The following is a 12,971-nucleotide window of genomic DNA, read 5'->3' on the forward strand; positions in this document are numbered from 1 at the left end:
TCCATAACGGGGATTGATTCGGTCGTGCGATTAGCCAAGAGCCAATGGTTTGCGCACCCACAGAACCCTGTGCGTCAGCTACCTATGATTAGATATAGGTATTATGACATTCATAGTCAGGTCACGACCGTTAGGATGGATGTGTAAATTGTGTTCGGAGAATGAATATAAAGGGCACTGCCTAATTGAGTCAGTTTGAGAAGTGAGCAGGTCGTTAGTTGATTTGGACAAATGCTCTCAGACCTGATCAGTGAGAGCTACGACGCGGATTTAGAAGAAGCTTGGGAGAACGAGCGGACGGCGACGCCCGTTAGGGCGTTCGCCGTCCGCCTCCACGCAACTGGATGTTCGCTTCAGGAGACAACAACGGTTCTCGCCGAATTAGGCGCTAAACGCTCTCATGGAGTGGTTTGGAATTGAATACATCGGCTGGCTGACAGCGTTCCAGACCCGCGACGGCTTTGCCGTCGCGGGTCGCGGTTGATGAGACTGCTGTCAAGATCAACGGCGAATGATCTCGGTTATACGCTGCAATAGACCTTGACACGAAGTTAATTCTTGATGCCCAGTTGTTCGGACGCCACGGCACCGATCTGGCAGCTGTGTTCCTGCATGGACTCCGCGAGAAATACGATTTCTCCGAGGCGTTATTTCTCGTCGATCAGTTTGGGTATCGGACTACCCTCGCTCGACTCGGATTGAACGGTCGGGTTGACTATACCGATCGAAACCTCATCGAAAAGTGGTTTCACACGCTCAAAATGAGACTTGACCGTTTCCATAACTCGTGGGTGGGCAGTCGGGCGAGCGCACGCGAATGGATTGAACAGTTCGTTCATTACTACAACCATCAAAGACCCCATCAATCGCTCGATGGACGAACACCAGCTGACGAGGTGCTAAACTAGACAGTGCCCTATCTACTAATTCTAATTTGATCAGATGATTTATTGTCACTCAATATAATATTCATACACAATGTCTTCAGGCCGAGGATCTCAGTCTATTTCTCTCAAAGATGCGAAAGACAAAGCACCAACACTCTACCGCCACTACGATGATGCGGTTCGTACGGCCCAAAACGCAGAAAATGCCGACGTCATCCATTTTTTGACCAGCGATCGCATCGTCAAGTTCCTTGACGAGGATGAATACACACAACCCTTAGACACTCACCATGAAGATGGGTTAGGCGAGATCAGGCAAGCTGTCCTGTTTTCAGATTGTAACCCAGAACACAAGAAGGCAATCCACTTTCGCGCTGATGATACGCCGCAGAACATCCGCGTTCCACAAGACGTACAAGATAATGCGTTTGGCGCGCTCGAAGCAGGCAAACCGGTTGTCCTCTATGGACCTACAGGAACCGGGAAAACGACGTTCGCCAAGCAGCTTGCGAATGAACACAAAAACAATATTGGATACGAAATACACACTGCAACACCATCCTGGACGGCCGAAGATATCATCGGCCGAATTGAACCAAAGCTCACCGACAAAGAAGAAGGGCTGAGCTATCACAAGCGGCTGGGTGCAGTTACACAGGCGGTTGACCAAGCGCGAAAAATCTGTGATGAGGGCTACACCTATACCGTGATCTTGGATGAGATTACACGCGCCGATATTTCGCGGATCTTTGGACCATTATACTCTGCGATCGAAAATCCACAGCAGACAATCTTTGAAGTTGATGATCAGAATAGCATTCAATTAGATAATAATGTGAATATTATCTGTACAATGAATATCTCTGACCGGACAGTCAACGAACTGGATGATGCGATCACCCGCCGCTTCGCCATGGTAGACGTTGACCACTTCACAGATGAGGGACGACAGCAACTGTTCAATGATTGGATTGAGTCGATGGATTTGCCGATCAATGGTAAAATGTTACGAAAATTATTTGAACGAGATCATGATCAGCTCAACAACCGTGATGGCGACACACGAACACCCATCCAGCAGTTTGGGCCGATGCATTACAGGGACGTACTCTCTTTCTTAGAAGCCACCTGTATGGAGGACGGGCGTTACGAACAAAGACCGTACGAGGCTGTCGGACAGGCGTACCGGACCTATATTATTCCGCGGCTGCTCAACACAGCCTCGTACGACCAAATGGCTCGTATTCACGACCATTATACAGATTTGAATAGTAGATTTGACTTTGATCTCTCTCCCGCTATTGACTTGGTTGAACGCCGACAGCAGAATACCCGACAACAGTTAGGAATCAATGAGTAGTGCCAATCTTCCGTCCACGCTCAGTATCTCCGAGCACGGAAGCTATACACATGAAGTTGAAGACCCTGATTTAGTGGCAAAGCAACTCGAAGAAGCAGCATTCGAGTCAACCGGTCCGAACACATTCGAGAAACGCCGACAATCCAGGTTTGACGAAGATAATCCAGTCGTTGCTACTGCCACGATTGATGAGAGTTCAAGCGAAGTCGAAATTGAGGCTCGTGACCATGTCGGAATTACACCACTCACTCCTTCTTCATCACTGGAGATTGAACCGAAGATTGATTGGGAGCAGGTTTCGAACGTCTTCTTCAAAGTAAGACGGTACAAGCGTACATTCGACTATCATGGTGTCCCAATCGAGAACTTCCTCGCTGAGGACAAAGATTTAAATGATATTTATCTTATTGTCGCTGCGAATTATATCCGAAATCTTGAACCGATTTTTCGAAGGGGATTGATACGGAGTTTTGAAAGCCGCCGTGTGGATGCTGTTGATGCACACGGACGAATCGATATCAAGAGGAGCATCTGGAATTACAAGTCCGGAACCCCAAAACAGCATTTTATTACAAAAGAAACAGACTATAATATTCCTGTAAACAGTTTACTCCATGCGGCCGGAAAGTATCTTCTCACCTTATTCCGACAAAATGCACCCGCAGACGTTCACCAAGGATACTATAGCATTTTCTCCGATCTCCGTGACAAGGTTGAGGAACTGGAAGAGCGAAACATTTCGAGTAAAGAGTCAGAAATAGAAACATATCGAGGAATAACGGTTGGGATGCTGCCGCCACAGCGCGGCTATTACGGGGAGGCGATCGAAATCTCGAAGACGATTCTCTCTTCGGCGATGGGTCGCCCATTAAGCGGGGGTGATGAACAGCTCACGATGGATTATTTGATCAATATGAACTCGCTCTTTGAGGATTATTCCCAACTTGTATTAGAGGAACAGGCGGCGAAAATCACGGAACAATCTTTAGATGAGGAGTTAGATATCGAGATTTTAGATAAGCCATCATATTCACCGTTCAACAATATACGGACTAATATTGAACCAGATCATATTCTTCAGAAGAACGGAGAGAATATTGCAATTTTGGATACAAAATATTATTCCGACGGTCGAGATCCAACTAGGAATTTAGCAAACCGGAAGCAGATGTACCGTTACTCAGCTGTTCTTGGCATTGATGTAATGACATTTATTTGCCCGGAAACGAAACCTCAGAGTCGGAAAATCGATCCAAGTGGGAAAGTAATTAATGTAATTTCTCCTGTGGACTTCAGTACAGAACAGTATGAGATCTGTGTGAAGGAATATTTGGAAGAGGCTCTTGGTGCATCTACGCTACAGACGGAGTTGGCCCGTGAAGTACAGAACGGTCGTCTTGCGATGAGCGGGTTGAACGACACCTCTCTTTCGGATATCTTAGAGAATGATACGTTTTCACATCCTCTCAGCGGAATATACTATAGGGACGTTCAGGAATACGTGGCTGATACGGGGGTCTCTGTTCCTAGTTATAGTTATGTTCAACGCCGAATCGGAGAGTTAACCAATCCAGTATACAAACAGATCAAAAAGCAATCAAATGCAAATTCTGAGTGGGCAGATGTCGTATTACCGATTTTCTCAACCATTGAAACTGATGATGGTGAAGAAGACTGTCTCCGTTTCTACCACTTGGAGGTCGTGAGTGGTGAAATCAAACAGATTGAGTCTGAAACGATAGGTATTGAAAAGTGGGAGTAGATAATTAGCCGATTGAGCACGCCCTTTCGGCAACCTATCGCTTTGTTATGGTCATCCAATAGTGAATTATATGTACTTTCATAATAATATATGTTAGGCGTTTCTCGATCTGAAACTAACAACAAATAAACAAAATCTGATGGCAACCAAACCACATGTTGGATTGCATCAGACAGTTGAATTAACTCCATTCACCACGTGTTTGAATTTTTCTTCTAATTCCTTGTGTTAACTAATTCATTCTGTCACTCAAAATAAAACGAAAAAGTAACACGTGGAACGATTGGTAGAGGATTCTGATTTCCCTAGGTTGATCCGTCTGAATCGAATTAGAGATCGTCTAGATACTCTCCCCGCTGTTCCATTTTCTCCTCTTCCGAGCGGGAATCGGAGTGCATTTCCAGCACCGTCTCAGAGACGTTCGCCCGATCCCCAACCGCGTTCATTGGCCAGTCTTTCGAGAGCGCGTGTGTAATGCCGCCCCGACGGAGGGCATGAGGACTCACAGAGGACGGACACTCCGAAGCGCCGTCGTAGTCCGCCGCTGAACACGCCTTGATATCACGCCCGTGTGGGAATTCTCTCGTCGGGACATACGGCCGGGTGTACCGATAGCAGTCTCCACGAAGAGTCGTCGTGTGAGAGCGCCCTTCCGACGTTGTCACGAGCGGTTCTCGGCCGTGTTCATCGATAACTGCAAGTCGTCGATGTTCGATCCAGTCGTCCAGCACCTCACAGACATCTTCCGAGAGTGCGACGAATCGCTGGCCTGTTTCACCGTTCTTCAATGGAGTCCTGTCTCTGATCGGTGGACTCCTTCGAGTGACTAATTCGCAGAATCATAGTCCGCACAATCAAGGGGGTGAACTGCACCGACCCGTATCATCGTGTCCCACATCAACTTCAGCGCCACATGCGGTCGTGATGCGTATTCATGGGGTTGGAGATAGTCCAAGATTTGTCCAGCGCGTTCGGAGTCCAGCATTAGTCTCGGATCTTGTCGTTCCCGGTCAGCGTCGGTGACAGCACCTTCGTGTGCAAATCCTGTTCGACGCTATCGATAGATTCTAGCCACTTGATGAAGACTCGTGTCCATCTGTGTCTTTTCAGTAGCTGGTGCAAGGTCGCCTTCGACGCGTCGCCAGATGCGGAACTCGTGAAGCTGGCGGCCGGACAGCTTGTTCGGGTTCTCGATTTCTTCCTCGTTGCACCACCGGATGAAGTGGCCAAGTCGTGAACGGTGTGAATAGATCGTCGCTTGGGTTACACTGTTTTCACGGTCGGCTAAGTACAGTTCGAGTGCGTTTTCGGGGGTGATTGGTTCGAGACTCATTGGTCGTCTCCACGCGAGCCCCCGTCAGAAACACCGTTTTGAGACGGCCTATTTCGGCCGCCTCACACCTGAAAGGTCGATTCGTTCGACACTCGAACTAGAGCCTGCAGCGCCCATTCATTTGAGGTAGAATAATCGCCGGACAGCACGGAGGTTGTCGGTCGAACGTGCCGGTTCGTTGCTTTCGTTCGATGGCCGAACAAGCAAGTCGGTGTCACGGAAATCCGCGCACATCCGAACTGATTGCAGCCGAGAAAATCGATCGCCGATTGACGTACGATTATCGTTAGAGATTTTCGGCTCTGTTGAAATTCGTAGTGAGTTACAGATTTAGTCGGTAGTTTGAGTAGATGCAGACCCTCCTAAAGTCTCGGTTGCTCCGATTTGTCGAGGAAGTATTTCAGTTAGCGCAACGGGCCGTGGCTCAATACTCCTTGAAGTTCTCGAAACAACGCTACACGCTTCATCAGCACATCGTTCTCCTGTGTCTCAACGTTCGGAAGAACACGACCAATCGAACACTCCTCGACAAACTTATTGATATGTCTCGCATTCGGAACGCAATCAACCTCACCGAATTCCCTGCACCGTCAACGTTGTGTAACGCTCTTGTTACGGAGATTGTTGGTGACCGAAGGACTGGTCAGTAGTAGGCAGAAAATCGGTTCTATTGCCGCTCTGATCGACGAATCGATCCCTATTTCAGACGCTATCCGATCTGCTGAAACCACCCGAAGACTCTCTACCAACAATCTGCTTTAGAAGAGCGTTCGGAGTATTTGATGCGATGCCGGTGGGTGTCTTCCTTTGACAGTGTCTTAGGTGGCCTCTTTGATCCTGAACTCGTACTACTTTCAGCGGTCGGGACTGCCAAGTAATGGACCTTCGAGGTGCGCGGAGAAACACTGTGGAAGATCCTTGACCGACTGAAATTGGCGTGACCGAAATATAGTTTGTATTCATCACGAACCGTTATCGATACACGGTCCGAAGTATGAACGATGCCGTACATCCAGTGTGAGGGGGCTGACCTCTACTACGAAGACCGCGGCGAGGGCGAGCCGATCCTGTTCCTTCACGGTGTGTTGCACGGTCTCCGGTTCTTCGAGCCGCAGTTGGCCGGGCTCTCGGACGACTATCGGACGATTGCATTCGATTTCAGGGGGCACGGCCGGTCGGAGAAGACGGAACTCGGCCACACGGTCCCTCAATATGCCCGAGATCTCCACGCGTTCGTCAAACAGCTAGACCTCAAGGACGTCACCATCGTCGGTTGGTCAATGGGTGCATTCGTCTCGTGGGACTACGTGGATCAGTTTGGTACTGACCGGATTCGTGGATTGGTCAATGTCGACATCGAAGCCACCCGGTTCCAGTGGGACGACTACGACTACGGGCTCGCTCGGCTAGGGGACATTCAGAGCCTGCTCGAACTGGCCCAGTCCGACCAGCTCGGTCTCGTCGACCGATTCACGGAACAGGTCTTCGCCGAACCAACGGCTGAAGCGAAAACGTTACAGTACGACGAAATCACCCGGACACCACCCCCAATCCAGAGCGCCATCCTGTTCGACACGCACACCCGAGACTATCGATCCGTCCTCCCTGAGATGGATGTCCCGATGCTGGTCTGTGCCGGCACCGCCGAAACGAGAGGCTCAGTCGACGCCGTTCGAAACGTCGCGGAACTCGTTCCCAACGCGAGAGTAGAACCCTTCGAGGCGAGTGGCCACTGCCCGCCGTTTGAGGAGCCCGAGCGATTCAATCGAGTACTGGGCCGGTTCGTAGACTCGCTGTGAGCGATGCGCACCCTGGAGTCATCACGGCAAGTTGGATTGTTCATAGAATCTGAGTCAAACTGCCAGTTCGGGTGGAGTGTATACGAACCGCAGCCGAAACGAATACTCGATTCGTTAGTTCGATTCACGGGTGAACGCAAGCACCTCGTCGATGAAGCGGTCTGTCGCGGTGAGAATCGCAACGTGTGCATGCCCATCGAAGGTAACGATCCGGCTGTTCGGGAGTGCTTTGTTGAGCGCCTCTATCCCGTCTTTGTAGAGCGGGGGGCTCTCGCTGCCGGACAATAACAAGGTCGGCGTGGTTAGGCCGGCGAACCGAGAGGCATCGAACTCGTACTCGTCGGCCGCTTGTAATCCGCGGGGTATTATGTGGGCGACGTCCACTCGATCCTGCCAGGTTGGGGCCGAGCAGAGCGCGTCGAGTTCTTCCGGGGACAGTCCGCCGACTGCTTGCAAGAACAGAACGAGCGCCTGCTCCTTCTCGCCATCGTTAAGCAGCGTCTCGATTTCCGTGACCACCTCTTCCACGCCGAGTTCATGGTCGCCGACTGCGATGGGGGGTTCGTATAGAATCAGTTTGCCGAGATTGTCAGTTCGCAGGGCCGCCTCCAGCGGGTAGAGAGCGCCGACGGAGTGACCAAGGAGCGTTACTGGACCGTCAACCGCATCGACGACTGCGGTCACGTCCTCGACCTCGCGTTCAAGGGCGTACTCGTCGGCGTCGCCGCTTTCGCCGCGTCCACGGCCATCCATCGCATAGACCGTACAGTGTTCCGCGAAGGTAGGGCGGACGCCAGCCTGTTCCCATCGTGTATGGTCATTGGTAGCTCCCCCGGTGATGAGCACAAGCGGTGGCCCACTCCCCGTCCGTTCGAATGCGATCTCAGTCCCATCTGCTGACGTGATCGTTTCCATTTCCTGACCGGTATCTGGTGTTGTTGCTTTTGTCATGACTGGGCCTTATTTCGGTGAGAACTCGTCGGCACAGTACACAGTGACTGCCCGCCGAACCGAAGAACGCTCACCGCCCTTAGACCATGGTGAAAGTTAACGGTTCTCATTCCGAAGACGGTTAGCGCTATTTCCGTCGCAAACGGGTAAGAGACGCTGCAATGGACGAGTTGATTCTGATCTGTTCGAGTCTGGGTTAATGAATAAGCGCGTGTCTCTCGAATAGACATTCTAATAGGTTCCAGGTAGAATACGGACGAGTGTAGGAGTTCTTTTGCTAATCCCTATTAGTTCCATCTGCGTGCCACAATATGCTCAGAGATCGTCTAAGTAGTCCCTCCGCTGTTCCATTTTCTCTTTCTCTGAACGTGAATCGTAGTGCATTGAAAGTACCGTTTCTGAAACATTCGCACGATCCTCAACTGCCTTCATCGGCCATCCCTCTTGAAGTGCGTGAGTGATTCCTCCTCTACGAAGTGCATGAGGGCTCTCCACAGACGGGCATTCAAAAGCTCCGTCATACGCTGTTGATCACATTGTTCGATCTCACGGCCATGTGGACACTCACCGGTTACTACACAAGGCCTTGTGTACCGATAGCAGTCACCGCGCAACGTAGTCGTATGAGCATGCCCCTGGAATGTCGCAATTAGCGGCTCTCGGCCGTGCTCATCAGTCGCCGACGGTCGAGTGTGCTCCACAGCTGTCGTCCGGACAGCTCATTCAGGTTCGTTATCTCTTCGTCGTTAGACTACCTGATGAAATGACCCAGTCGTGAGCGATGGGAGTAGATGGTTGCTTGGGTGACGCTGTTTTCGCGGTCAGCGATGTACAGTTCGAGTGCGCGGTCGGTTCGGTGGGTTCGAGACTCATTGGTCATTCCCACGCGGACCCCGTTGGAACCACTGTTTTCAACCCCTCGAATTCGGACGCCTCACGCTTGAAAGGTCGATTCGTTCGACAGTTGAACTGGAGCCTGTAGCGGCCATAGTTTTTGAGCACCAAAGTCAAGTGACTGTGAGGAACGTCGATACGAAATCGCCGAGAAGATTATTGCGTGTCAGCAAGTACCATGAACATGGCTAAAGCACTCGAGGATGTCGAGTTCCTCGTCAGCTCGAGCCATCGCGTCGGGGTGTTGAACGCGCTGATGGAGCACCCTCGTGACCGGAACGAGCTGCGCGAAACGACGGGGGCGTCCTCACCGACTATGGGTCGAATTCTCTCCGACTTCGAAACTCGCCGCTGGATCGAACGAGAGGGGCACACGTACCGACTGACTGGTTCGGGCGAGTTCGTCGCCGATCGGTTGGCGGAGTTCCTTGAGGCGATGGCACTTGAGCGTCGGCTCCGGGATATCTCACCGTGGTTGCCTTACGAACTCGACGGATTCTGCGTAGATTTGCTCACCGATGCAGTGGTCTCGTATCCGGGACCGGGGTATCCCTACGAACCCCTCGAGCGGAACGAACACCTGCTCGAGGAAACGGAGACGATTCGGGGTTTCGGGATGGTGCTTTTAAAAGCGAGCGTCCTCGAGGACTTCTTCGACCGCGTGTTCGATGGATTGGAAGTCGAGATGATCTATCCGCCCCACGTGTTCGAAGCGATTCTGAACTGGAATTCGGAGGTGGTTTGCGAGGCAGTCGAGCTGGATACCCACACCGTCTACTTGCACGACGATCTCCCCAGCAGCGAGTGGTGTGGTATCTGTCTCTCCGACACCCGCCTCAGTATCTGTTGTTACGAACCGGACACGGGCACGTTACGGTCGCTCGTGGATACGGACACGGCGAGAGCGTACGAGTGGGGGGAATCGATCATCGAACGGTACCGCACGGAGGCTCAGCCGCTCGACGACGCGGAGGACCTTCGTTCCGTGGACTTGCCACCCTCGTCGCCGAATTCTGAGTCGAAATCGCGCTAACGGTCCGGCGTTCACCGCGTGAAATCGTTTCACTCGAGAGTTATACGCTAGCTCGCGGCGTAGTCGCGTTCGTGGTAAATCATGGACGAACACGCACACCACTCAACCGGCTGGCAACTCGACCGAAGTGCCCCCGAAGCCTACGAACAGTACCTCGTCCCGGCGATTTTCGTGCCGTGGACGGAACGACTACTCGAGCGCGCCACTGTACGGGAGGGCGATCGGGTGCTCGACGTCGCCTGCGGGACCGGGGTCGTGGCACGCCACGCAGTCCACAGCGTCGGCGATTCTGGATCCGTGACCGGAATCGACATCAACGAGGGGATGCTCGAGGTGGCAGAACAAACAGCCGCTGATTCTCATTCCGAAATCGAGTGGCACCAGGGTGACGTGACCGACCTTCCGTTTTCCGACGGAGGCTTCGACGTCGCCGTCTGCCAACAGGCGATCCAGTTCTTCGACGACCCCGAAACGGCGCTCGGGGAGATACGCCGTGTACTCGCTCCAGGCGGGCAGGCACTCAGTAGCGTCTGGAGACCGCTGACCTATCAGCCTGGGTACGTCGCGTTGGCTGATGCTCTGGAGCGCCATGTCGGCGACGAGGCGGGAGTAATGATGCGGTCCCCGTTTCCGACGTGGGATATGGACTACCTTCGAACGCTCGTCCGTAAGGCGGGTTTCGATGACGTGTCGATCACCATTGAAATCGGTTCGGTCCGGTATCCCTCGATCGAGGAGTTCGTTCGCCGGGAAGTTGCCAGTTCGCCGTTGGCCGAGTCGATCAGAACCGTAGAACAGGAGATCCGAGATGCTCTCGTTCAGGATGTCGCTGACGAACTCGAAGGGTACACTGACGATGATGGGGTCGTCTTTCCCATGGAATCGTACACCGTTTGCTGTTAGCTGATCGTCTAGTGAGCGAGCCGGATCGCTTCTGCAAACTTCGTCTGTCGTTTTAGAACGCATCGGACGAGTTATTCACGTCACTCATCGAGTACGTCTCTCCCATGTTCTTCGGCGCGTACCTCGTCGGAATCAGCGTGTTGCTGTGGCTCTACAACATGATCTGGTCGCACTGGGCCGGACCGCCGGTCGAAGACGCCGACGTCTGGAACTTAACGGGGACCGAACAGTTCACGCACGAACGGGAGTGGTTCGAACGTCACCTCGAGACGAAATACGGGATCGAGCCGACCGAACCGACGCGAACGCGACCGTCTTCGACGCCCGACCCCGAAGTCGGGAGTCAGGCCGTCTCGCTACAGATCGTCCCGGTCGCCCGTGGCGATCGACGATCCCCAGCGCCGTCTCCCGATTGGGGCGGCGCTCGAGGAACGCCTGAAACAACACCCGAAAAGGCCGAGAACTCCGATGAGCCGCCGACAACCGCGACGTCACCGCCGAGAACTGACGGGGCGGTTCCCGCCGAGTACGCGAGCGAGATCAGTGCGAGCCCGATATCCAGTCCCGCCGCACCGAGCGCGCTCGGAAAGAAAAGGAGCCCCACTTCGAGCGGAATCGAGGGTGCCTACTGCGCGAGATAGCCGCCTTCGACGGGGAGGGTAACTCCCGTGACTCGAGAGGACATGTCCGATCCGAGGAACAGAACGGCGTTCGCGATCTCCTCGGGGTCGGCCAGTCCGGGCATCGGTTCCGTCTCGAGGAACTGCGCTTCCATTTCTGGGTGTTCCTCGACCGTCCGTTCGATCATCTCAGTTCGGACGATTCCCGGCGCGACCGCGTTCGCGCGGATCCCGTCCTCCGCGTACTCGAGTGCGGCGTACTTCGTCAGTTGGCCGACAGCCGCCTTCGCGGCACCGTAGCCGCTGTACTGGGGAACGGCGACTTCGCCGCCGATCGAGGAGGCGCTGATGATCGAGCCGCCGTCGTCCGCAAGCATTGCTTCGATTCCGTATTTCATGCCGTACCAGACGCCCTTCAGGTTGACGTCGATCACTTGCTCGAAGGCGTCGTTGTCGTACTCTCCGAGTCGCGCAACGGGGCCTTCAATCGCCGCGTTGTTGAAGAGCACGTCCAATCCCCCGTACTCGCTGACAGCGGTTTCGATCATCCGCTTTGCATCGTCGGAATCGGAAATATCCGTTCGGACGAACGTCGCCTCGCCGCCGTTCTCTGTGATATCGGCCACTGTTTTCGCACCGCCTTCTTCGTCCACGTCCGCGACCACGACCGACGCCCCGTGGTTGGCGAAGACCTTCGCCGTCGTTCGACCGATTCCGGATGCTGCACCCGTAATGACTGCAACGTCGTTTTCGACTAGCTTCATAGACTATCGCTTCGGCCCACAACAGATAGCGATTCTGGTTGGCGTTCGTAGTTGTATGTAAATGACCCACATAATACATATCTATATAGATGATATTTCTTCCTTAGTTAGTGATTTGCTATGACAATAGAGGTGAGGGTGTCAGCGCTAAACACACCTCATTGAGTCGTTTGTGAAATTCAGGTTGGCATACCTGACACTTGGCAAGAACGCTTATGTAGAACTCAACTCAACTATTTGAGTATGAGTTATTACGAATCAGATGCGCTGACGATCGAATGGGAGTCAACGATCGATGCCGTCGTGATGGACTGGCACAACTTCGCGAAAGGTGACCAATACCGGGAGGGACTCGAGAAGGGTCTGGAGTTAGTCGAAGAAAAACGAGCCGAGAACTGGCTCGCCGATCTCCGGGATCTCGGGACCGTGACCCAGGAGGACCAGGAGTGGACACAAGAAGAGTGGCATCCTCGAGCGTTCGAAACCTCACTCTCGACTATCGCGGTGATTCAGCCGGAAAGCGTCGTCGCAAACATGTCCGTTGAAAACCTCGTCCAGGAGTTCGGCTCCAACGAGAACAAATCGCGGATATTCAGCGATCGAGATGAGGCAGAGTCGTGGCTCAAAAACCAGTAAGGCTCCGGACTAACTTCGCAGAAATGGCG

The 12,971-nt window shown here is 53.0% G+C and carries 9 protein-coding genes and 4 pseudogenes; 9 read left to right on the forward strand and 4 right to left on the reverse strand.

Annotation, left to right across the window (positions count from 1 at the left end; all coding sequences use genetic code 11):
* Nucleotides 1–231: 231 nt before the first annotated feature.
* The 3 genes and pseudogenes from QNM96_RS00560 (at nt 232) to QNM96_RS00570 (ending at nt 4,009) form a co-directional block, all read left to right on the forward strand.
* Nucleotides 232–908 (forward strand): annotated as a pseudogene (locus tag QNM96_RS00560) (IS6 family transposase).
* Nucleotides 909–978: 70 nt separating this feature from the next.
* A complete protein-coding gene (locus tag QNM96_RS00565) occupies nt 979–2,247 on the forward strand; it encodes an AAA family ATPase (RefSeq protein WP_283834060.1) in 1,269 nt (422 codons plus the stop codon).
* Nucleotides 2,240–4,009: a hypothetical protein gene (locus QNM96_RS00570; RefSeq protein ID WP_283834061.1), complete on the forward strand. Its 1,770-nt coding sequence runs from the start codon at nt 2,240–2,242 to the stop codon at nt 4,007–4,009. Before QNM96_RS00565 ends, QNM96_RS00570 begins: the two co-directional genes overlap by 8 nt.
* Before the next feature lie 329 nt (nt 4,010–4,338).
* On the opposite strand, the pseudogene QNM96_RS00575 reads toward QNM96_RS00570, so the two are convergent.
* Nucleotides 4,339–5,342, reverse strand: a pseudogene (locus QNM96_RS00575) (site-specific integrase).
* Between the two features lie 350 nt (nt 5,343–5,692).
* Between QNM96_RS00575 and QNM96_RS00580 the strand changes: the two are divergent.
* Nucleotides 5,693–5,950, forward strand: a pseudogene (locus QNM96_RS00580) (IS5/IS1182 family transposase); the annotation flags it as partial.
* A gap of 393 nt (nt 5,951–6,343) precedes the next feature.
* Nucleotides 6,344–7,141 carry an alpha/beta hydrolase gene (locus tag QNM96_RS00585; protein ID WP_283834062.1) on the forward strand — a complete coding sequence of 266 codons (798 nt, stop codon included), beginning with the start codon at nt 6,344–6,346 and terminating at the stop codon, nt 7,139–7,141.
* A 114-nt stretch (nt 7,142–7,255) separates the two neighbouring features.
* On the opposite strand, the gene QNM96_RS00590 is transcribed toward QNM96_RS00585, so the two are convergent.
* Together QNM96_RS00590 and QNM96_RS22895 are read right to left on the reverse strand one after the other, a co-directional pair.
* Entirely contained in the window at nt 7,256–8,092 is an 837-nt protein-coding gene (locus tag QNM96_RS00590) for an alpha/beta hydrolase (protein WP_283834063.1), read from the reverse strand.
* A gap of 315 nt (nt 8,093–8,407) precedes the next feature.
* Nucleotides 8,408–8,965: pseudogene (locus tag QNM96_RS22895) on the reverse strand (hypothetical protein).
* 205 nt (nt 8,966–9,170) lie between these two features.
* Between QNM96_RS22895 and QNM96_RS00595 the strand changes: the two are divergent.
* From QNM96_RS00595 to QNM96_RS00605, 3 genes are all read left to right on the forward strand, one after another.
* Nucleotides 9,171–10,019, forward strand: a complete 849-nt coding sequence (locus QNM96_RS00595) for a transcriptional regulator (protein ID WP_283834064.1) — start codon at nt 9,171–9,173, stop codon at nt 10,017–10,019.
* A gap of 81 nt (nt 10,020–10,100) precedes the next feature.
* Complete coding sequence (locus tag QNM96_RS00600; RefSeq protein ID WP_283834065.1) at nt 10,101–10,922, forward strand: methyltransferase domain-containing protein; 822 nt, start codon at nt 10,101–10,103, stop codon at nt 10,920–10,922.
* 104 nt (nt 10,923–11,026) lie between these two features.
* Nucleotides 11,027–11,563 (forward strand): hypothetical protein, encoded by a 537-nt coding sequence (locus tag QNM96_RS00605; RefSeq protein ID WP_283834066.1) that lies wholly within the window; start codon nt 11,027–11,029, stop codon nt 11,561–11,563.
* Here QNM96_RS00605 and QNM96_RS00610 read toward each other — a convergent pair.
* The gene (locus QNM96_RS00610) at nt 11,548–12,306 is read right to left on the reverse strand and encodes a glucose 1-dehydrogenase (protein WP_283834067.1); all 759 of its coding nucleotides are present in this window, start codon (nt 12,304–12,306) and stop codon (nt 11,548–11,550) included. The genes QNM96_RS00605 and QNM96_RS00610 overlap by 16 nt on opposite strands.
* A 243-nt stretch (nt 12,307–12,549) precedes the next feature.
* Between QNM96_RS00610 and QNM96_RS00615 the strand changes: the two genes are divergently transcribed.
* Nucleotides 12,550–12,942: a hypothetical protein gene (locus QNM96_RS00615; protein WP_283834068.1), complete on the forward strand. Its 393-nt coding sequence runs from the start codon at nt 12,550–12,552 to the stop codon at nt 12,940–12,942.
* Nucleotides 12,943–12,971 lie beyond the last annotated feature (29 nt).

The sequence above is a fragment of the Halostagnicola sp. A-GB9-2 genome, from assembly GCF_030068615.1.
Lineage (GTDB): Archaea > Halobacteriota > Halobacteria > Halobacteriales > Natrialbaceae > Halostagnicola.

Bases quoted from the DNA above. Each gene is read 5' to 3' on its own strand.
- QNM96_RS00565 (WP_283834060.1), top strand. From the start codon at position 979: ATGTCTTCAGGCCGAGGATCTCAGTCTATTTCTCTCAAAGATGCGAAA.
- QNM96_RS00570 (WP_283834061.1), top strand. From the start codon at position 2,240: ATGAGTAGTGCCAATCTTCCGTCCACGCTCAGTATCTCCGAGCACGGA.
- QNM96_RS00585 (WP_283834062.1), top strand. From the start codon at position 6,344: ATGCCGTACATCCAGTGTGAGGGGGCTGACCTCTACTACGAAGACCGC.
- QNM96_RS00590 (WP_283834063.1), bottom strand. From the start codon at position 8,092: ATGACAAAAGCAACAACACCAGATACCGGTCAGGAAATGGAAACGATC.
- QNM96_RS00595 (WP_283834064.1), top strand. From the start codon at position 9,171: ATGGCTAAAGCACTCGAGGATGTCGAGTTCCTCGTCAGCTCGAGCCAT.
- QNM96_RS00600 (WP_283834065.1), top strand. From the start codon at position 10,101: ATGGACGAACACGCACACCACTCAACCGGCTGGCAACTCGACCGAAGT.
- QNM96_RS00605 (WP_283834066.1), top strand. From the start codon at position 11,027: ATGTTCTTCGGCGCGTACCTCGTCGGAATCAGCGTGTTGCTGTGGCTC.
- QNM96_RS00610 (WP_283834067.1), bottom strand. From the start codon at position 12,306: ATGAAGCTAGTCGAAAACGACGTTGCAGTCATTACGGGTGCAGCATCC.
- QNM96_RS00615 (WP_283834068.1), top strand. From the start codon at position 12,550: ATGAGTTATTACGAATCAGATGCGCTGACGATCGAATGGGAGTCAACG.